This window comes from Echinimonas agarilytica, from assembly GCF_023703465.1.
Classification (GTDB): Bacteria; Pseudomonadota; Gammaproteobacteria; order Enterobacterales; family Neiellaceae; genus Echinimonas; species Echinimonas agarilytica.
In genome coordinates this window covers 87832-108833 of the sequence record NZ_JAMQGP010000010.1, presented here as the reverse complement: position 1 = coordinate 108833, position 21002 = coordinate 87832, and the positions used below count along the sequence as shown (strand labels likewise).

Sequence of the window (21002 nt, the reverse complement as noted above, 5' to 3'; positions counted from 1 at the left end):
TAAATAAATACTTCAAAGGATTTGCCATGAGCCAGGTCAAAACAGCGCTTAAAATCGATGCCAAGCTCGGAGAGTGCCCTCGATGGGACGAGCAGACTCAAACTTTATTTTGGGTTGATATTGATAACTTTCGTTTAAACCAATTTGACCCTAAAACTGGCACAAACAAGGTGCTGCAGCTAGACGAAGAAATCGGCTGTTTTGCGCTCCGTGAAAAAGGCGGTTTTGTTGCGGGTTTGCGCTCAGGTTACGTCACCATCGACAGTTTGGAAGGCGGCATTACCCCAATTGCAGATCCTGAAGCTGATAAAGATTGGCAGCGATTTAACGATGGCCGCTGTGATGCAGCAGGTCGGTTCATCGCTGGAACATTGAACCCACGTAAAGATGCTTACAGTGGTCACTTCTACAGCCTTGATCAAGGTACCGTCAAAAAATTGGTAGGAGAAAACTGGACATCAAATGGTTTGGCATTCAGCCCTGATTCAAAAACCTTATATTACTCAGACACTCCTCAGCACAAGATCTTTGCATGCGACTATGACTTAGACACAGGTACGGTCGGTGAGTCGCGTATTTTTGCCGAGTTCCCTCTTGGCTGGGGGCGTCCCGATGGAGCGTCAGTTGATGCGGATGGGAATTACTGGTCAGCATTGTATGGTGGTGGCCGAGTTGTTCAGCTGAATCCGCAAGGCGAGATTATCAATACCATTGCGGTACCGGCTAAAAACCCAACGATGGTTGCATTTGGCGGTAGCGATTTAAAGACACTTTATATCACGACCACTAAGGCGGGATCGGAGGAAGAGGCAGAACAATACCCATTATCTGGCTCGATCTTTGCCGTTGAGGTTGAAGTGGCAGGTGCGGTTGAACCTCGCTACAAAGGCGAATGACAAATTAGGCCGACGCTCGTTGTTGAAATTCGACTTCAGTTGAGAGCAGGCGCTGTTTTAGCGCTTGTTTTCGTTCAGCGGGCGCAAACGATGCGTCGATGCTGTTATGTGTGAGCTGAATCCACTGTGGTTGGGTAAGCTCAAAGGCATCTTGTATTGCTAGCATATTTTGAGTGAGATAGCCGCCAAAATAGGCCGGATCATCACTATTCACGGTGACACAAAGCCCCAAGTCTAACAGTTGCTTAAAATTGCTTTGAGCGATGTCTGGAAATACGCCAAGTCGAACATTCGATAGCGGACAAACCGTTAAAGGCACTTGGTGCTTGACCAAGTAATCAACAAGTTTAGGGTCTTCTACACAACGCACTCCATGATCAATGCGGCGTATTTTTAGTTCGTTGAGTGCTTCCCAAATGTATTCTGCAGGGCCTTCTTCGCCCGCATGAGCAACACGATGCCAACCATATTCGTCTGCAATTTCAAATGCAGTACGGAATTTCCCTGGTGGGTTCCCCTTTTCGGCAGAGTCTAATCCAATACCAATAATTTCGTGTTGCCAAGGTTTGGCAAGCTTGAGTGTTTCGAGTGCGTCATCCACCGGTAAATCGCGCAGTATCGACATGATTAACCCGCTGCTTGCGCCATAGTGATGCCAAGCATCTTGTTGAGCGCCAGTAAGGCCGTCCATGATGATATCCATGGATATGCCACGCCTGATGTGTGCTTGCGGATCGAAAAACACTTCGTAATGAAGAATATGCTCTACATCGCAGCGAGCAAAGTAAGCCATCGCCAGATCGTAGAAGTCATTGGCGGTTTGAAGTACCGAGGTGCCTTGATAATAGAGATCTAAAAATTGCTCAAGGTTATGAAAGTCGTATGCGGATTTAAGAAGATCAGGGCTGGCGTAAGGCAAGTGAATACGATTACGTTCAGCAAGTATGAACATAAGCTCAGGTTCAAGCGTCCCTTCAATGTGAAGGTGCAGCTCTGCTTTAGGTAACGCGCTTAAAAACTCGTTCATTGCCATTCCAATTGGGCACTATTTATACACTAAGTATTGCTGAGTTTTTAAATGGAGCAAATGCGTTTGATCAAAAATGACAAAGGCCCGCAACCTTAATCAAGGTGCGAGCCTTTTAATGTGGTGCAGAAGGGGAGACTTGAACTCCCACGACCTTACGGTCACTAGCACCTGAAGCTAGCGCGTCTACCAATTCCGCCACTCCTGCAGTTGCGCATTTGAGCGCGCGCGAATCATACTGTATTCGTTCGATATCACGCAAGTGATTTTAGCCAAAAACCACAAATCTAAAGCTGTAGTATTTAGTTTTGTCTTAACTGGCGTAAGGTATGTGGCGTTAACATTCAATAAGGAGATAAGAGTGTCTCGAAGCATCATTATTGGTTTTGCAATACTTGTGTCGAGCTTGGGCCAAGCCAGCAGCTGGGATCTCATCGAAAAAGATCTGAAGTCACCATGGTATGTTGGTGCAGGAGGCGGCTATGGAAATGTGTCGGGTGAAGACGATGAAAACTGGAGTAGCACTTGGTACGGCTATGCAGGATACAGATTTGATCGTGTGTGGGGAATTGAGTTTGGGCTGACGCAACCCGGTGAACTGGATATGGACTTGATTGAAGGACAGTCTATTGCCATTGACGGCAATTGGAGTACTTCAGCGAGCTTGTTAGGGTTTGCTTACTATCGTGACTTTAGCGCGTTTTACCGTGTCGGTGTGCAATATGACGATTATGACACGGTGGCATTTTTAGAACGCGAAAAGGGAGAGTGCCAAGCGCTAGGCGAAGCATTTGTATGCCAAGATTCAGCCCATCAAATCAGTTGGTTGCTTGGTCTTGGGGGGGAGTTCCCAATATCTGATGCAGTGTTTATCCGAACCGAGTGGATCAGCGCTTGGGGGCAAGACGACTTTGACCATCACCAAGCTTTGATGAGCTTGGCGGTGGCATTTTAAGTTATCGCTTTAAATTGGAACGCATGATTTGAGTGATTGCCCGAGTGCTGCCATGACATCGGAGCGGCTAATCACACCAATGACTTTGCCGTCTTCAACAACTGGATAGATTTTGGGTTTCTCGTGAACCATCTGCTGTGCCAAGTCGATGAGTCCCATATCAGGTGATACCGATAGTGGTTCGTTGTTCATCACATCATCAACTTTCAGCGTGGTATCGCAAAAGTAAGAGGCGCTGATAAGAACACGGATACAGTCTTGTTCAGACACGAACCCTTTTAAATTCTTATTGGCATCCATCACGGGGGTGCCTGTAATTGCGAATTCGCGCAATAAGTCCACAGTTTCAGTCAGCGGTGTACCGACCTTCATGTGTGGAAAATGTTTATGCATGAAATCACGAACTTGATGGTTATGTGGCATAGCAGTTCCTCCCTAAAGCACACACGTCCAGTATGTGCAGGAACCGGCTATTCGGCCAATTGTTTTGTCAAATACCCAACATAGGCCACAACTATTAATCCAACGGTAAGCTTTATCTACGCACTCTTCACGAACTTAACAGTATCGCACTCAGACGGTTTGGCAGGCATACGCCGACGTGACATAAACAATCGGCTGCCGGTTAAACGTTTGGCTTCTTTTTTGGCGTCAGCGGCTAACGCGGCCACTTCATGATGCGAATGGCAGTGGTTAGGATCGGGTTGTACCGCGCCAATGGCTAATCCAAGTAGTGGGAAAAATTGTTCTACGCCACTGCGTGCACGCGCTACAATTCCATTGCGTTCAATATCGACTGCTTCATAATAATTTGGGATACGGGCAACAAAGTCTTTCAAAATAAGTTCGCACTGCAGTTGCCAATTGTCATCGGTGAAGATAGCTACGAAATCGTCGCCTCCCACATGACCGATGAAATTTCCCGGTGCAGAGGCATGGCTTTTTAGGAGCTCAGCCACCAGTTGGATGATCATGTCCCCACGACCATAACCGTACACATCGTTATAGGGTTTGAAGTGATTTAAGTCGAGGTAGGTAATGACAAATTCTTGCTTTTTCTTGAGCAACCGTTCGACTTCGCGATAAATGGGAACGTTTCCCGGCAACATCGTAAGAGGATTGGCGTAACGGGCACTTTGAATACGGGATTCAGTGATCCTGCGGAGCAAACTCCGTACTGACCCTAGCCCTCTATATTCGCCCTGCACTGTAATCACAAAGTGAGTCCGAACATCAAAGCTTTCTTCATCGGTCACAATGCGACTGACATCTTCGAGTGAAATATCTGATTCCACTATCACAGGATTCAGCTGCATGACTTGACCGATATGACGTCTTTCGTTGAGCGCTCTGCCATAGGGAGTTGAAAATAGTTCAAGAATATTCGCTCGTTGTACGATTCCGACAGGCAGCGGACCGTTTGTTACGGCGATGGATTGCAAATCAGGCGTTCGCAGGAATCGGTCGACAACTTCGCCTGATGCTACGAGGTGATCCACAGGTTTGCTGGGTTGCAACAAGACCACTGCCGTATCTTGGAGGCTGTGCAACAAGTTAGAGCTGTCATTTCTAATTTTATACGCGCCAACGGCTGTGTCGACGATAGAGCGCATTGGGCGACCGAGTAAATAGCCTTGACCATAGTCAATGCCAAGCTCTTGTGTTTGAAGAAGTTCTTCGTCGGTTTCAATGCCTTCTGCAACGACTTTGGAACCTGTGGTTTGGGCGAGTGAGACAATACTGCGAACAAATTCTTTTTTAACCGGATCAGTATGAATTTGACTAATAAAATAGCGATCGATTTTGATAATGTCGGGTTGAATCTCGCTCCACAAGCGAAGTCCGGAAAAGCCTGCACCGAGATCATCAATGGCAATCAGAAACCCAAGGTTACGATAGTGATTCACTGCTTTTAGAAGCGTCTGGGGATCATCTACTTGATGCTGTTCGGAGAGCTCAATCACCACATTTTCAGGCTTAATGTTGTGATGCGCCAACCATTGAACGGTCATTCCTTTGGGGTGATCTTCGTTCAGCAAGGTGACTGGACTGACATTAATAAACAGGAGCGCATCAGTGTTGAACTCATTGTAGCGTTCAATGGCGCAATGCCGACATAGCAAATCCAACTGCGACAGACGTTGTGACTTTGACGCAACTTCAAAAAGAGCGGCTGGCGAATGAAGAGGGCTGTCCGAAGGACCCCGTGAAAGCGCTTCGTAGCCAATCACTGTTCCGCGTCTAAGATGAACCAAAGGTTGAAATAGAGAGGTTAAGGAGCGGTTCTCTATAATACGTTCTAACTCTTGCTCAAGCGGTGAGGGCGCCATGATCATACTACCTAGTTTGCGTGAAGCGGTTCACGGTGACATAGGATTATGTCAGTAGCATGACAAGATTAAAGATTTGTTAAATTTTTGAAGTGTGACTTTACCCTATGTTTTGTAAGGAATTGTAAGCAGAACGTTATGGCATATTGCGCTTAATTCTAGAGCCTTTAAACTATTTAAAAAAACATAAGAGACAACGTCATGAGCCACGAACAAAAATTTCATCCCATGGTTAAGCTAATGCATGGGCTAGTTGCCATCGCGATGATAGCGGCCATCGTCATAATTCTCATTGCTGGCGAAATGCCACGTGGGCCAGAAAAATTCGAGCTGTACTTCTGGCACAAATCACTGGGTGTATTAGTTGGGGGGCTTGTTTTATTTCGCATTTGGGCTGTGGTATCAAAAGGTAAACCAAAGCCTTTGGGAAAAGGAATTGCCCGTTTGGCAGCTCAATGGGGGCATCGCTTACTTTATGTTGCCATGATTCTCATGCCTGTAAGCGGTTTTCTGATGTCTTGGTCAGGAGGGCGTGAAACACCTTTCTTTGGCCTTTTCACCATTCCAGGTGCGAGTGAAAAGTTAGAATGGCTGAATGAGATCACCCATGAAGTTCACGAGATTGCAGGAAATGTAGTCATCGGGCTGATTGTACTTCACGTGCTGGGCGCGCTCTACCACCACTTTATTGTGAAAGACAAAACGTTATCAAGAATGTTTGGTCGTTGATTCAATAAAAAGAAACCCGCATCAGGCGGGTTTCTTTATGGTTATTTGAAGTACGGACTTTGAAAGTTATGCAACGACTTCATGTAATTTAGCCGCTCCAACGTGTGACTATCTGCTTGACGTTGCTCGGTGAGCAATCCAACTAAGCTTTGAATATCGTCACATTCATGATGATTCATCCAATCTTCCAAACCCTGATTTAGGCTTTTCAGATAGTCGATGCCGTTACGAATTAAGCAGCTTGCCACTTGCACCGAAGATGCGCCAGATAGCAAGTATTGAAGTGCTTGCTCTGCATTCTCAATACCACTGTTGCCAATAATGCTGCTGGATATTTTGCCGTATAGTAGTGACGCCCAGTGAATGCTCCATTGGCTATCTTCTTTGCGAGATAACTGAACACTTTGGTGAATATTCATGTTTTCAGTATCCACTGACGGTAAATACAAACGGTTGAACATGACTAAACCGTCTACACCAATACCATCGAGAATGAGTGCCAAATTGCCTGGAGAACTCAATGTCGGCATTAATTTCAGGGCCATTGGTTTTTGGCAAATAGCACGCATTTCTGTGGCTAGCTCAACGAGTTGTTCTTCAATATCGCGGCCGCTCTGAGTCAAATCAACCGGTAAATGATACGGGTTATATTCGACGGCATGGGCGCCTGCATTGGTGGCGAGCATGGTCATCTGGCTTAGGTGATCGAGATTGGTGCCGTTTAAACTGGCAATCACAGGAATATTAAGCTTGCTAGAAGCGTCGTCTACTAGTCGCAAATAGTCGTCACTCGACACGCGGTACTGCGAGTCGGGTTCGCCATTATTGCGCCTCCCCTCTTCAAATAAAGAAAACAGCACAACAGCTCCGGCGCCAGCATCTTGCATGCGCTCCAAATTTTCCAATTTAGTTGAAAGCGGACACGCCGCAACAACAATCGGGCTGGCGATTGAAAAGCCAAGGTACTGGCTCGAAAGAGGATTCATTTGCATAGGCAGACAACCTTTATTGTGAGGTCAGTAATCAAAAACGTCAGAATTCAAAGTAGCAAACATTTTTGACTTAAACATTACCAAATATCAATCAAGTACGTTTTTTCAAATAGTTAGCATAATCGGGTACGCGAGTCTCATATTCGCAATTGAGCAATGGTGACTCAATTAAAAAGTCTGCAGATGCAGGATTACACGCGACCGGAATATTCCACACCGCCGCAAGGCGTAACAGTGCTTTTACATCTGGATCGTGCGGCACGGCGTCGAGGGGATCCCAAAAGAAGATCATCATGTCGACTTTGCCTTCGGCAATTTTAGCGCCGAGTTGTTGATCGCCCCCCATTGGGCCACTCAACATACAAGACACATCTATACCCGTTGCTTTTGCAACTAAAGTACCTGTGGTGCCGGTGCCAAACAGTTCGTGTTCAATTAACTGCTCTTTACGAATTGATACCCATTCCATGAGAGCAGATTTCATGTGGTCATGAGCAACTAATGCAATACGTTTGCGGGCAGGGATAGTTCGGCTAGTAGTTTCCATCGCGCGTAGGCTCCTAAATTTTTGTTTAATCTGGCGATGAGACTACCCCCCGATGGTCAGTGGTGCAATGGTTTTTGGAGTTAGATATCTGCTTGAGCGTAATAGTGATACCCTGATCGAAGAATATATTTAAGGAGCATCGGCGTGAGTGCAATTGAACAAGTAAGTGGTTACTGGAAAGAGTTTTTTGAAGACCAGATGAGTCAAGCGTATATGCAGCAACTCAGCCAATTCTTGCGCGAACAAAAGCAAGACGGGCAGCGTATTTTCCCCACGAGCGAAAACATGTTCAAAGCCTTTGAGCTGACACCGCTGGAATCAGTTAAAGTTGTCATTGTAGGGCAAGACCCGTATCACGGAGAAGGTCAGGCCCATGGTTTATCTTTCTCAGTACAACCGGGGGTGGATAAGCCGCCATCGTTGAAGAATATTTTTAAAGAGTTGAATCGTGATTTGGGCATGGATATCCCGCAAACTGGATGCTTACAGGCGTGGGCCGAGCGCGGCGTGATGTTACTCAATAGTGTGTTGACAGTGCCTGAAGGCCAAGCGGGCGGACACCAGAAAAAGGGTTGGGAGCAATTTACGAATGCGGCTCTAAGCGCCATAAATGACCGTACTCAAAATGTTGTGTTTTTAAGTTGGGGTAAGTTTGCTCATGGCGTGTGTGAACACATTGATACGCAACGTCATTGTGTGATTAAAACCTCGCATCCAAGCCCCTTAGGCGCCACAAAAGCAGGTAAAGATTTTGTATCGTTTAACGGTTCAGGCTGCTTTTCTGCAGCCAATCGTTGGTTGATGGAACGCCAAATTGCGCCTGTTGATTGGCGTTTAGAATCAGACTAGATTTGGCTATTCATTCGATCGAAAATCGTACATAAAATTGAGCTGGCGCATACGAAATTTATCAAAGCCTTCATATACTGACTTTAGTATATGGATTGCTTGAGCCTATATTTAGGGCTTTATCGGCTGGGAGAAATTACATGATTCTGGATATTATCCAAAAAGAGCATGTCAATATGGCTGCTTTGCTTAAGTTCCTTGATGCCAAGTTGAATGATCTGAAAGAAGATCGCAGTATTCGCTATGACTTCATTAAAGACATAATCGATTACCTTCATGACTATGCTGATAAACATCATCATCCGTGTGAAGACCTTATCTACGAATACTATCTTGAAAAAACGCAAGGCCATCAGGATGAGATTCATCAATTAGCGGTTCAGCATCAGAAAATTTCTGAGTTGACGCAGCGCTTGAGTGATATGACAGAAATGATTCTGATGGACGCAGTGGTGCCCCAACAGCAATACATTGATGCGTTATCGGAGTTTTTGTATGTTCAAACCAGTCATCTGAACTACGAAGAAGACAATATTATCCCAATGTTGCGTGAAGAACTCACTAACGACGATTGGGACGCAATTTTAAAGTTATTGCCATACGATGGAGTTTCAGATGTCGATTCGCTGGAAGAGCTGGCGAAAAAAGCAGATCCGTTATTTGGCACACAAGTAAGCGAGCGCTACAAACCCTTGCATCAAACTTTACACGGTTAAGATGTTTGGTTGAGCCGAAAACCAAAGAAGCCCCGCATTTTTGCGGGGCTTCTTTATGATATACAAGCGCCATAGGTAGCGTTGGATCAAGAGCGTAAGGCCACAATAGGAAGTCACTTGCTGGTGGTGTTATGTGATGATAAAGCTGCACAACGAAGCGTTAATACTGACTTTTTAATATCACTAAAGCGTTTCTCTTCTCGCAAAACCACGACATTGCTCGTATAAAAACCACCACTCGACTCACATCGGGGGTGGTTTCAATCTCAAACAGGGGTCATTGTCGCGTTTAACGTATAACCGCATCTGTGCTGTTAAATACTTGCATCACTACGGACGCGACATGGCCTCCGGCGTCGGGAAAAGTCACAGACACAGTGTTATTTTGTTGTAGCGCAGAGAGTGATACAGGGATTTCTAAGGTACCGTAGAAGCTGGCTCGACCTGTGTTGATATCGCCTGAGACCTGATCGTAGCCGCGGAAGTCCGTAGGTACTGCCACGGTATTCCCATTTACTGTCACCGTTGGCTGCAACGATTTATCGTGCGCTCGGCCAATACCTAAACGTAATACCGCCTCACCATGATTGCCAACCGTCACATCGGAGATCGAGAAATCAATTGCTTGATTTGCAATAATCTCCTGCAGATAGCTATCCGCATAATGTTTCGATTCTGACAATGTTTGGTCGATCATGTAATCGGCATTGCGAACCACTTCAATGATCATGGTGCCTTCGCCATCCAAAGTGACCGTATCCGGTAATTCCGTCAATTCAGTCGTTTCTATCGATGACGCTAAGTTGGCATCATTCGACGACACTAAGTGGCGAATTGTCACGCTAGAAATAGTTGACTCATCTAAGCCTAAGGCATTCAAATCTATATCTGTTTCATCAAATTCTAAGCTGTTTAGTATGATATACGCCGTATCACCATCGATATATGCATCGACTTGAAGATCTTGGTCGGTTGCGTATGTATCGATTCGAGTACCAGCCACGTCTGACCATAAGTCATAGAACAGCACGAGATCTGAGTACACCCAAGACGTCTGACTGCTATCTCCGGTGCGTTCAAATTCTTGAATCATCAAACGCGGGCCGTAAGGTACTGTCACGCCATTCACCTCTTTGCGACCCCACTCAGCTTTCACTACAAAGAACGGAATCGTTTTCGCGATGGTATCCGGACGCTCAAGGAACGACATCAACTGGGAGTTTGTTGAACGTAGCGAGTGCGTATTGCGCTCCTCACTCCAACCTTGGTTAATTAATGTGTGAATCTGAGCACCGTATTCAGACACCACGAGTGGTTTCACTTCTTCAAAGCTCAACATACTGTAGTGGTCCAGCATATCCAAAGTCGCTTCTAGGTTACTGCCTTTACGGAAGCGCTCGCTGTTTTCGAACCGAGGGAAGTCATAGGTGTGAATCGAGATAAAATCCATTTTATCACCGGCAGTATCAAGGAATAACTTGTCCCGATCATTCCAACGGTTAAAATCATCTTCTTCAAAATTTGGGAAGGCTACGGTATAGCCTCCAACCGCAATATTATCATTTGCAGAAGTTTTACGAATTTCATCAGCAACGGTGTTATGGAAACGGAATATGTCGACCGGCTCAACACGGTCTGCGCCAGAGCGCACGCTGGTTAAGTCATACAGTGGCTCGTTCATTACTTCAAAATACGTTGGTTTAGGGGTACCTAAATCACTATCGTTTAATGCGAAATACTTAGATAAAAATTGACTAAAGAAGTGTCCGGTTGCAGTACCTAGCGGCTCATCCACTGTATCTTCCTGCGAAAACGCCCATGCTGTGCCGCCAATTGTGTTGATCAATGTGCCTTCAGGCCAGTATGGGTGTTGCTGACCTCCAACAATCATATCGCGAGCACGGAACTCCACGGCACGTGCTTGTGTTACTTTGTCACTAGTACCGTTGGTATAGCTCCATTTAACACCATTACCTCGTGTCGTAGCACTTGCTTCATCTATAAAGCCTGCACGACTGGTATCTTGTGCCACGTTACGCAACTGCCAACCTGGAGATCCCGTTTCACGGCCAAAATATACGTCGTAGCCGTTGGCAAAGGTTGTCAATAAATTATCAATGGCATTTGGTGCATTGCGGCTGTGGCTATCATTTTCACTCCAGCCATTCTCTTGATGCGACGCGTGAATTGTGATGTATTTCTGTCGATCAAACTGAGCGACCCCATTAACGCTGTGCTTGCGGTTAAAATTAACATCAACGCGCGGATTACCAAGAATAGCATCTGCGGCAGTCGTGACAGTAAAAGCAGAGGAAACACCGCCAATCGTCAGTGTTGCAGTGCTTGCTTCTCCACCTAAGTTAGAAGATTGAACGCGGACACGTACTGCTTCACCAACACCGACAGTCGCACTGGAACTACTATAGCTGCCGCCATCGATTGAGTATTCACCGCCTGTAATCTCAATATTCGCAGGACTAATGATGCCCGCTACCGTTATGCTGTTGGATTCTAGCCAAATGTTTTTAGCAACATCTTGCAGCGCCGTAAAAGTAAACGCATCTGGCGTGGTATCTGCGGTCGTTGTTGCGGTAAAAGTGGCTGTAACACCGCCGATCGACAACATAGCGCTGCTGCTCTGGCCTGCTTGAATGGGTGTTTGAAGTCGCACGCGAACCGTTTGGTTCAGCTCGATATCACCTGCCATAGCCGTAAAGTTGCCACTACCAATAGCATATTCGCCACCGGTAACCGAGATGGTTGTCGCTTTATTGATACCTGACACAGTGATCGTGTTGGATTCGATCCAGACACCTTCACTCACGTCAGTTTGCGCCGTAAACGTGAAGCTTTCCGGGGTAGTATCGGGTGTAACTATTGAGTCAGGATTATCTGAACCGCCGCCTCCTCCACATGCAGCAAGCGAGAGCGCGGCAGCGACAATGGTACTGTAAATAAACGTATTTCTAGCAGACATAGAGGTGAACACCTTTCACTTGTTTTTATTGAAAACGCGCGCAAGCAAGAGGTTCGTGACTTTTGAACGATCCGTGGGAAATGACCCAGAAAAAGATCGAGAAGGATCAGAGCATACGCAGCTTTGATCAAGTTTAACTGTTAACAATAATGCTTTCGCGTGGAATTTTTCGCCAAATGTCACAAAGTTGACGAAAAATTCAGGAGGTTACAGCTTTAATATCTGCACATTGCTGCGGTTTTCGAGAGAGCCTTCGGATTCTCGCGGGTGCTTAGCTCTGGAGCATTGACGTTGTCATCAACGTTCGTCTAAACCATCACTAAATGAGAAGTCGAATTCATCTAATTCTTTTTGTAATCGATATTTTTCTTTGATGGACTCTATTTCTCGCCACTTTCGTTTGGAGCGAGAGTTGCGTTCATTAGATTTGTCGTATGAACTATCTGAATAACCAAATTCCAGTCTTTCCATAGTGATGTACCCCGAATCTATAATGAGACGATTGCTCATGATGAGCAGTATTTTTGATATCACAACAGGGTAAAAAGTAAACGACAAATGTTGCGTTTATGTGACGGTGCTCCAACCAGTAAAAACAGGGTGAGATCTAGCGCCAATTTAAGTATTATGCCGAGCTGAAATTCGTCTAAATTTTATAGATCTGCAACTCAGCCGACTTAATTAGGCGACAGTCAATGCGAGCCGTCACATAATAATCCCAACTAACCAATTGAATATAAAGGCCAGTAGTTGCTTGCAAGCGCGAACACAAGCGCACAATTAGCTAGCCCCCACATGCTTTACATAGGAGAAGACATGCTCAAGTCCATCAATCCGACTCAAACCCCTGCGTGGGAAGCCCTCACTCAACACTCTGAGGCTATGAAGTCTACGTCGATCAAAGCTTTATTTGACGCGGATGCCGGTCGTTTCTCTCAATACTCGACTCAGTTTGAAGATATCTTATTTGATTATTCAAAAAATCTGATTAATGACGAGACATTGAGCCACTTGCTCGCACTTGCTGAGCAAACTGAACTGAGCCAAGCCATTGCTGCTATGTTCGGTGGCGATAAAATAAACGCCACTGAAAACCGTGCCGTACTCCACACTGCATTGCGTAATCGTAGCAACACCCCGGTGATGGTTGACGGTGAAGATGTGATGCCAAAAGTGAATCATGAACTTGCCAAAATGAAAGAGTTTTGTGAGCAAGTGCATAGTGGTCGCTGGAAAGGTTATACGGGTAAAGCCATTACTGATGTGGTGAATATTGGTATTGGTGGCTCTGATTTAGGACCTGTTATGGTGACTGAGTCTTTGAAGCCATACTGGGACAAAGGCATTACTCCGCACTTCGTTTCTAACGTAGACGGCACTCACGTTGTTGAGATTCTCAAAAATGTAAATCCAGAAACTACATTATTCTTGATTGCATCTAAAACATTTACCACGCAAGAAACCATGACCAACGCACTGAGTGCTCGAGATTGGTTCTTGGTGTCCGCGGGCGACGAAGCTCATGTTGCTAAGCACTTCGCAGCACTTTCAACCAACACCGCAGCGGTAGAAGCATTCGGTATCGACTCAGCTAATATGTTTGAGTTTTGGGACTGGGTTGGGGGTCGTTACAGCTTGTGGAGTGCAATTGGCTTATCCATTGCATTGACCATCGGCTTTGAGCGCTATGAAGAACTGTTGCAAGGGGCTCACGACACCGATTTGCATTTCAAAGACACTGCACTGGAAAATAATGTACCGGTACTGATGGCACTTATTGGTCTTTGGTATGGTAATTTCTTTGATGCCGACTCAGAAGCGATTTTACCGTACGACCAATACATGCACCGTTTTGCGGCTTACTTCCAGCAGGGCAACATGGAAAGTAATGGCAAGTACGTATCGCGCAGCGGCGAGGCTGTAAATTATCAAACTGGCCCAATCATTTGGGGTGAGCCTGGTACCAACGGTCAACATGCGTTCTACCAATTGATTCACCAAGGCACGAAGTTGATCCCATGTGACTTCTTGGCGCCTGCTATTAGCTACAACCCAACGGGCGATCATCATCCTAAATTATTAGCCAACTTCTTTGCACAAACTGAAGCTCTTGCGTTTGGCAAAACCAAAGAAGCCGTTGAAGCTGAATTCAAAGCGGCGGGTAAAACCGATGCAGAAGTGGCAGATCTAGTGGCGCATAAAGTATTCCAAGGTAACCGCCCAACAAACTCATTCTTATTCAAGCAAATGACCCCTGCAACGCTGGGTCGTTTGATTGCAATGTATGAGCACAAAATCTTTGTACAAGGCGTGATTTGGAACATTTATAGTTTCGATCAGTGGGGCGTGGAATTGGGCAAGCAGTTGGCCAGTGCTATTCTTCCAGAGCTTGGTGATGATGCAGACGTTAGCAGTCACGATAGTTCCACCAATGGTTTGATTAATACTTACAAATCTTGGCGTTAAGCAGAGTCCATGATGAAAAAAGGCCGCTTTTGCGGCCTTTTTTGTTTTCCAACAATGCCAATGTCATTATTCTTACCTAGTCTTAGCTCAGAGCAGATAAGGAGTGAACCTATGCAATCAGGAATTCTTCAACCGTTACCAAAGCACGGTTGCTATTTAAGTTTTGATAAATTACCCGAAGTGACCCTAAAAGAAGCACTGCACTGCTTGCAACAAAGTGAAATTGAAACGCAGCATGTTTTTGGAATTGGTCCTGCACTGATCCCCACGATCGCTGAAACCCAAATCGATTTAGCAACATTTCCAGCCATGAGTGGCTCGGGAGTGAATGTACCCTCCACTCAAAATGATGTGTGGATCTGGCTGCGTGGCGACTCCCCCGGAGAATTGGCAATTGAAGCCCAGTTCTTGGCGTCTGAACTGAGTGAATGTTTTGACCTTGTGCATCAAACACAAGCCTTCTTGCACGATAGTGGCCGCGATTTGACGGGCTACGAAGATGGTACTGAGAATCCAACGGGTGATGATGCAATGGCTGCGGCCATTGTTGCAGGACAAGGGCAAGGGTTGGATGGTGGCAGTTATGTTGCAGTGCAACAGTGGGTTCATGATCTTGCACGTTTCTCGATGCATTCCCAGCCGGAAAAAGACCACATGATTGGTCGAAGACTTTCTGACAATGAAGAATTAGACGATGCTCCCGACAGCGCTCATGTAAAACGCACAGCACAAGAAAGTTTTGCCCCTGAAGCCTTTATGGTGCGCAGATCGATGGCATGGGCAGAAGGGCCTGATGCAGGATTGATGTTTGTTGCCTTCGGTCATTCTCATCAGGCGTTTGAGCAGCAAATGGTGCGCATGGCAGGCCTTGAGGATGGCATCGTGGATGCGTTGTTCAACTTCACTCGGCCTATTACAGGTGGCTACTATTGGTGTCCGCCACTCCAGGGTGACGGCGTAGATTGGTCGATTTGTTTGGGCGACGATTGAACCCATTAGAATCATCAGTGTCATATAGATATCAACGAGATACGGAGATGAAGATGGGAAATTTGTTCATGGCATTTTTAGCATCAATCGCTTTAGTCGGTTGTGTTGCCACTTCGGGCGGAAGCACGGTGAGTTTAACCAAACAAGATTTGGTGCATCACCACTACAACCTAGAATCTGTCAACGGTGAGCTGGTGACAGATTTACTGGGAGTCAATCTAAACGAACAGAAAAGACCTGACATTGAGTTTCAAGAAGGTTTTCGGTTAGCTGGAATTGCCGGATGTAATCGATTCTTTGGTCAGGGTGAGCTGTCAAATGGCGTGCTGAAAATGTTACCCGGTGGTTCAACAATGATGGCTTGCCAACCCGAACTTTCAAAAATTGAGCAAACAGTGCTGAACGTTTTAAATGAAGGGGCTCAAGTCACTGCATTTGAGAATAAACTTACGCTGAAAGCTCAAAGTGGTGAGTTAGTTTACGTCTTAGCAGATTATATGCATTAAGGCTGATGCAAAGAAAAACGGGAATCCCAAAACGGGATTCCCGGAATTTGGCAATGATAGCCAATAGAGCCAGACGAGATTTGCACTTAGAGTGAGTTCGGTACCTTTCAGTGACCTGCTTCTCAAGCACGAACTCATAGTAACCTAAATCTTAATGAAAGCAAATGATAATCATACGCATTTGCAATAAATTTTTTGTTCCCTTCCCAATATCCCCTTTTTGACGTGTTACGCTGTTGTTAACTATTTATTTTTAATGATATTTTCGTGTTGGCATTTGCAAGTGATGCCGCTTACATTGATCAGCTTCAAGTTAATAGGATCAGTGTCCGACTATAAAGTGCCTAGTTTTAGACCATTCAACTCATGTAGTAAAAACCTTATCGATGCCGGTCAGTAAGCACTATGCTTGAATAAACACATGATCAAAGCGCATTGCCAGCATGAGCTGTACTGAACAATAGGATTCTTATGTTTGAACAGATAATCGATATGATGAATGACTTCCTTTGGGGAAGCATTTTGATTTACTTGTTACTTGCTGTTGGCATCTACTTTACGGTGCGACTGGGGTTTATTCAGTTCCGACATTTTGGGCATATGTTCTCGGTACTGAAGAATTCTAGAAAATCTGATAGCAGTGGTATTTCATCGTTCCAGGCCTTGTGCACTAGCTTGGCCGCTCGTGTTGGCACCGGAAATCTTGCAGGTGTTGCAGTAGCGCTTTATTTAGGTGGCCCGGGCGCTATTTTCTGGATGTGGCTGATTGCGCTTATTGGTATGGCGACTTCTTTTGCAGAGTCGAGTTTAGCGCAGCTTTACAAAGTAAAAGACGACCAAGGCAACTTCCGAGGTGGCCCTGCGTATTACATGCAATTTGGGCTTGGAAAGCGATGGATGGGCGTGGCATTCGCCGTATGTTTGATCATTGCATTTGGTCTTGTGTTTAATGCTGTTCAGGCAAATGCGATTGCAAATGCAGCCAGTGTCGCCTTTGGATGGGAACCCTATCAAACCGGAATTTTAATTCAGCTACTCACTGGGTTAATTATTTTTGGTGGTATTCGTTCTATTGCTCGATTTGCCGAATTAGTGGTGCCATTGATGGCGCTGCTCTACCTTGTGATCGCATTGTCTGTTGTCGTGATGAATATTACGCATCTGCCCGATGTGTTTAGCCTTATTTTCCGCAGTGCATTCGGCTGGGCTGAAGCGGCCTCTGGGGGCATTGGTTATACCGTTGCGCAAGCGATGATGAATGGTATAAAACGCGGATTGTTTTCCAACGAAGCAGGCATGGGAAGTGCGCCGAACGCGGCGGCGACTGCCACCCCGTATCCTCCGCACCCAGCATCTCAGGGGTATGTACAAATGCTCGGCGTGTTTGTGGATACCATTGTGATTTGTACGTGCACCGCATCGGTGATTTTGATCTCAGGCGCGCTTGAGCCGAACAGTGGTGTGTCGGGTATTGAGCTCACGCAGTTGGCTCTCACCAATGAAGTGGGGGCATTTGGTAAGTACTTTATTGCCATTGCGATTTTCTTCTTCGCCTTTACCTCAATTGTGGCCAATTATTCATATGCCGAGACCAATCTTGTGTTCTTAGAGCATGAGCATCCGCGCGGTCTCCAATTTTTCCGATGCTTTGTTCTTGCCATGGTGATGTTTGGTGCAATGGCAGAATTGCCGATTGTTTGGAAAATGGCCGATTTGTCGATGGCGTTCATGAGTGTGATTAACTTAGTGGCTATTTTATTGTTGTCGGGTGTGGTGATTAAGCTTGCTCGCGATTATAACCGGCAACTTGATGAAGGCCGGTTACCCACTTTTGATCGCAGCCAATACCCTGAGTTGGATGAACAAATTGCGAAAGGCGTTTGGCAGCCCAAAGACGTTCAAAAGTAACCCGTGGGTCACCCTTCATTTGGCGGGTTTAAGGCAGCAAGCACTATGTTATAGTGCTTGCTGCCTTATTAGTTGTGGAGCCCTGATATGCTAGCTGTTGTATCTCCAGCGAAAACGTTGGATTTCGAAACCCCCGCCAACACCTCTTCTTTTTCTCAGTCCGATTTATTATCTCATTCGGCTGAACTGATTGAACGCTGTCGACAGCTCACCCCGGCAGATATTGGTGGGCTAATGAAAATTTCAGATAAACTTGCAGGCTTAAACGCTGCTCGCTTTGCTGAATGGCAACCCAATATGACACCTGAAAATGCCAAACAAGCCGCATTGGCATTTAAGGGAGATGTGTATACTGGGCTTGATGCACAAAGCCTTTCTGAGGCTGATTTTACCTATGCACAATCGCATTTGAGAATCCTCTCGGGCTTGTATGGCTTGCTACGGCCATTGGATTTAATGCTGGCTTATCGATTAGAGATGGGGACGAAGCTCGACAATACTCGCGGGAAAAACTTGTATGAATTTTGGGGCTCCATTATTACTGATGCGCTGAACCAAGCATTGCAGGAACAAGGTGATGATGTACTGGTTAATTTAGCGTCTAATGAATATTTTAAAGCGGTAAAAGCCAAACAGATTAAAGGAACCCTTATTACACCCGTGTTCAAGGACTGTAAAAATGGGCAATACAAAATCATCAGTTTTTACGCTAAAAAGGCGCGTGGTTTAATGGCGCGTTATCTGATTGAAACCAAGCCCTCTTCGGTTGAGCAACTCAAGCGATTTGACACTGACGGTTATTATTTCAGTGAAGAGCAGTCCAGCAGTGATACCTTGGTCTTTTTACGCGATGAGATGAGAGCCTAACATTGAATGTAAGCGGTGTGGGGCTTAACCAAGCCTCACATCGTCACCCACTTCAATTAAACTTCCCACGCCTCGAGTGACAATTGCATTTTGGCCAAAGTAAGCGCCTGCTCCGTTGCCAAGACAATCAAAATCAATCAGTGACTTGAGCGGACGTCCGTCTTCGGGTTTACTTCCATGTTGCTGATCGACAGTGATCATCGGGCAACGTTCACAGGGTTTTCGCAGGCCAAGTTGATACTGATTATGATGCGCTGATATTTCAGAGATAGAGTTTTCTTGCCATGCTGTCGTGTCGGTAAGAATCACGTTGGCTCGGAAGCGATTCATATTTAGTGGCGTGAGGTCATGGGCGCGCAAGTGACGATTAAATTGATCGAGCGATGCAGTGTTGGCCACCAATATTGGGTAGCCGTCTGCAAATGCCACTTGGCTAGATTCGTCATCCCACAAATGTTTGGCCGAGACGGGGCGTTCAGACTCGTCGCCAAAACGCACTAACCGAACGCCAGAATTTGATTTTTCAGTGGCTTCGCCAAGCCATTGAGCCACAGCGTCGCCTTCATCAAATGCGAGGACTTCATCTCGCCATACTGTCACTTGCATGGTTCGCTGGGGGTCATAATCATAGGACACATGAAAGGAAGGCATGCCTTGTTTATGCAATACAAGTCCGACGTTGGTGAGTTCTGTTTTGATGCGAGCCAGTTGCGGCCATTGGCGTTGCGTAACGAATCGTCCGTTGGGAAGTACTAGCATCCATTGCCGATCACCAATGCGATTGCGCCAGCGGAGTCCATGCTCGCTCAGGGTGGCACTGCTGAGGCTGAAGCCGGCCAGTGATTTGACCGGATAAATGTACAATGCAGAAATGACAGCCATGTCGATGCTCTTGTTTATTTTTCAGTGGGGGTGTCGTTATTGTTACCCGACTCGGCGCGTTTAGCCTTCAGCCAACGCGGCGCGCCTTTATTCTTTTTGTCGCGCAATCGCTGTTTCGGCAATTTCACGTCTTCGTCTTTTTCTGCGGCCTTTTTCTTCTTCAATTTGTCTTTCTTTGACACCTTTGGAGTAATACGCGCGGCTTTGTGTTTCGGGCGAAGGGTTTTCACAAAACGACGATCGATAGTTTCATCGGTGTAGCGCTCTACACGATCTAACTGTGGCATGTCATGCGCTTCGACCAATGAAATAGCGGTACCCTTGCGACCAGCTCGGGCGGTTCGACCAATACGATGAACGTAAACATCGGCGGTACGGGGCATGTCGTAATTGATCACATGGCTAATGTCACTGATATCAATACCGCGCGCTGCTACATCGGAGGCCAACAAAATGGCTTTTTCTTGGGTTGCGAATTTCTGCAATGCATTATCGCGTTTGTCTTGGTCCATGCTACCGCGCAATTCAATGGGCAGCAGGCCTTGCGAGCGCAACCAGTCGCCTAGCTCAACCAAGCGTTCGCGCGTTTTTGCAAACACGATGGCTTTGGTGACAGACTCATCCTTCAAATAGTGAAGTAAGAGCTGGCGCTTGTGGTTTAAATCATCTGCAAGATGTACCCATTGATGCAGGCGGTTCTTTTCGCGGCGCGGCACGTAGTCGGCACGTAAAGATACAGGATCATTTAGAAGACGCGTTGAGAAGTCTTCAACTAAGTTGCCTTCTAATGTCGCCGAGAATAGGGCGGTATGCTTACGCCAACGAGTTTCTGCCGCGATAATTTCAACGTCTTGACCAAAACCCATTTCCAACGTTCGATCCGCTTCATCAATGACCAGAAGCTCCACTTCTCGTGGATTAATCAGTTCTTGATTCAAGTATTCAATCAAACGTCCTGGGGTTGCGACCAGTAAATCGATGTTCTGGCGCAGCATTTGCGAGTATTCTGTGTGGGCCACACCGCCGGTTAATGCATGACAATCCAGGTGATTGTTTTTACACAAGGTACGGGCAGATTCCAGTACTTGAGTTGCAAGCTCGCGAGTGGGCACAATGATTAAAACACGAGGCGGGCCTGATTTGGCACGAGGAAAGTCCAGTAAGTGCTGCAATGCAGGTAGCAAATAGGCTGCGGTTTTACCTGTACCTGTGGGTGCGCAGGCCAATACATCCAACCCTTCCATCATGGCAGGCACAACCTGCTGTTGGATTGTAGTTGGGCGTGTGTACTCCATCTCATCGAGTGAGGAGAGGAGTCGTTTGTCGAGTTCTAATTCGGCGAAATGCATAGCAACAAATAACAAA

At 46.1% G+C, this 21002-nt stretch carries 19 protein-coding genes and 1 tRNA gene; 10 read left to right on the top strand and 10 right to left on the bottom strand.

What is annotated here, in order from left to right:
• The first annotated feature begins 26 nt into the window (after positions 1–26).
• Positions 27–896 (top strand): SMP-30/gluconolactonase/LRE family protein, encoded by an 870-nt coding sequence (locus NAF29_RS17060; RefSeq protein WP_251262840.1) that lies wholly within the window; start codon positions 27–29, stop codon positions 894–896.
• Between the two features lie 4 nt (positions 897–900).
• On the opposite strand, the gene NAF29_RS17055 is transcribed toward NAF29_RS17060, so the two are convergent.
• Positions 901–1923: an adenosine deaminase gene (locus NAF29_RS17055; protein WP_251262839.1), complete on the bottom strand. Its 1023-nt coding sequence runs from the start codon at positions 1921–1923 to the stop codon at positions 901–903.
• 121 nt (positions 1924–2044) lie between these two features.
• Positions 2045–2131 (bottom strand) — tRNA-Leu (locus tag NAF29_RS17050).
• Positions 2132–2284: 153 nt separating this feature from the next.
• On the opposite strand from NAF29_RS17050, the gene NAF29_RS17045 reads away from it, so the two are divergent.
• The gene (locus tag NAF29_RS17045) at positions 2285–2878 is read left to right on the top strand and encodes an outer membrane beta-barrel protein (protein WP_251262838.1); all 594 of its coding nucleotides are present in this window, start codon (positions 2285–2287) and stop codon (positions 2876–2878) included.
• A 9-nt stretch (positions 2879–2887) separates the two neighbouring features.
• Here the strand turns inward: NAF29_RS17045 and NAF29_RS17040 are convergent, their stop codons facing one another.
• Both NAF29_RS17040 and NAF29_RS17035 read right to left on the bottom strand, forming a co-directional pair.
• A complete protein-coding gene (locus NAF29_RS17040; RefSeq protein ID WP_251262837.1) occupies positions 2888–3301 on the bottom strand; it encodes a CBS domain-containing protein in 414 nt (137 codons plus the stop codon).
• A gap of 116 nt (positions 3302–3417) precedes the next feature.
• Positions 3418–5208, bottom strand: a complete 1791-nt coding sequence (locus NAF29_RS17035) for a bifunctional diguanylate cyclase/phosphodiesterase (RefSeq protein WP_251262836.1) — start codon at positions 5206–5208, stop codon at positions 3418–3420.
• A 201-nt stretch (positions 5209–5409) separates the two neighbouring features.
• Here NAF29_RS17035 and NAF29_RS17030 point away from each other — a divergent pair, with 201 nt between their 5' ends.
• Entirely contained in the window at positions 5410–5937 is a 528-nt protein-coding gene (locus tag NAF29_RS17030) for a cytochrome b (RefSeq protein ID WP_251262835.1), read from the top strand.
• A gap of 41 nt (positions 5938–5978) precedes the next feature.
• Here NAF29_RS17030 and NAF29_RS17025 read toward each other — a convergent pair whose 3' ends face one another.
• Complete coding sequence (locus NAF29_RS17025; RefSeq protein ID WP_251262834.1) at positions 5979–6929, bottom strand: beta/alpha barrel domain-containing protein; 951 nt, start codon at positions 6927–6929, stop codon at positions 5979–5981.
• 91 nt (positions 6930–7020) lie between these two features.
• Positions 7021–7476, bottom strand: coding sequence for a methylglyoxal synthase (locus NAF29_RS17020; RefSeq protein WP_251262833.1), 456 nt, complete (start codon positions 7474–7476; stop codon positions 7021–7023).
• Between the two features lie 144 nt (positions 7477–7620).
• Here NAF29_RS17020 and ung point away from each other — a divergent pair, with 144 nt between their 5' ends.
• Positions 7621–8325, top strand: coding sequence for a uracil-DNA glycosylase (gene ung, locus NAF29_RS17015; protein ID WP_251262832.1), 705 nt, complete (start codon positions 7621–7623; stop codon positions 8323–8325).
• A gap of 140 nt (positions 8326–8465) precedes the next feature.
• On the top strand, positions 8466–9041 hold the full coding sequence (locus tag NAF29_RS17010; protein ID WP_251262831.1) for a hemerythrin domain-containing protein: 576 nt from the start codon (positions 8466–8468) through the stop codon (positions 9039–9041).
• A 289-nt stretch (positions 9042–9330) separates the two neighbouring features.
• Here NAF29_RS17010 and NAF29_RS17005 read toward each other — a convergent pair whose 3' ends face one another.
• Together NAF29_RS17005 and NAF29_RS17000 are read right to left on the bottom strand one after the other, a co-directional pair.
• Entirely contained in the window at positions 9331–12018 is a 2688-nt protein-coding gene (locus NAF29_RS17005; protein ID WP_251262830.1) for a cellulase family glycosylhydrolase, read from the bottom strand.
• Positions 12019–12315: 297 nt separating this feature from the next.
• Positions 12316–12489 (bottom strand): DUF3545 family protein, encoded by a 174-nt coding sequence (locus NAF29_RS17000; RefSeq protein ID WP_251262829.1) that lies wholly within the window; start codon positions 12487–12489, stop codon positions 12316–12318.
• 345 nt (positions 12490–12834) lie between these two features.
• Here NAF29_RS17000 and pgi point away from each other — a divergent pair, with 345 nt between their 5' ends.
• The 5 genes from pgi to yaaA all read left to right on the top strand — a co-directional run bounded on the left by pgi (position 12835) and on the right by yaaA (position 18755).
• On the top strand, positions 12835–14484 hold the full coding sequence (gene pgi / locus NAF29_RS16995; RefSeq protein WP_251262828.1) for a glucose-6-phosphate isomerase: 1650 nt from the start codon (positions 12835–12837) through the stop codon (positions 14482–14484).
• A 111-nt stretch (positions 14485–14595) separates the two neighbouring features.
• The gene (locus NAF29_RS16990; RefSeq protein WP_251262827.1) at positions 14596–15474 is read left to right on the top strand and encodes a Dyp-type peroxidase; all 879 of its coding nucleotides are present in this window, start codon (positions 14596–14598) and stop codon (positions 15472–15474) included.
• A 68-nt stretch (positions 15475–15542) separates the two neighbouring features.
• Positions 15543–15980, top strand: coding sequence for an META domain-containing protein (locus NAF29_RS16985; RefSeq protein WP_251262826.1), 438 nt, complete (start codon positions 15543–15545; stop codon positions 15978–15980).
• A gap of 471 nt (positions 15981–16451) precedes the next feature.
• Positions 16452–17888 carry an alanine/glycine:cation symporter family protein gene (locus NAF29_RS16980; RefSeq protein ID WP_251262825.1) on the top strand — a complete coding sequence of 479 codons (1437 nt, stop codon included), beginning with the start codon at positions 16452–16454 and terminating at the stop codon, positions 17886–17888.
• Positions 17889–17975: 87 nt separating this feature from the next.
• The gene (yaaA, locus tag NAF29_RS16975; protein ID WP_251262824.1) at positions 17976–18755 is read left to right on the top strand and encodes a peroxide stress protein YaaA; all 780 of its coding nucleotides are present in this window, start codon (positions 17976–17978) and stop codon (positions 18753–18755) included.
• 24 nt (positions 18756–18779) lie between these two features.
• Here the strand turns inward: yaaA and NAF29_RS16970 are convergent, their stop codons facing one another.
• Together NAF29_RS16970 and srmB are read right to left on the bottom strand one after the other, a co-directional pair.
• The gene (locus tag NAF29_RS16970) at positions 18780–19637 is read right to left on the bottom strand and encodes an MOSC domain-containing protein (RefSeq protein ID WP_251262823.1); all 858 of its coding nucleotides are present in this window, start codon (positions 19635–19637) and stop codon (positions 18780–18782) included.
• A 14-nt stretch (positions 19638–19651) separates the two neighbouring features.
• Complete coding sequence (gene srmB / locus NAF29_RS16965; protein ID WP_251262822.1) at positions 19652–20986, bottom strand: ATP-dependent RNA helicase SrmB; 1335 nt, start codon at positions 20984–20986, stop codon at positions 19652–19654.
• Positions 20987–21002: the final 16 nt, after the last annotated feature.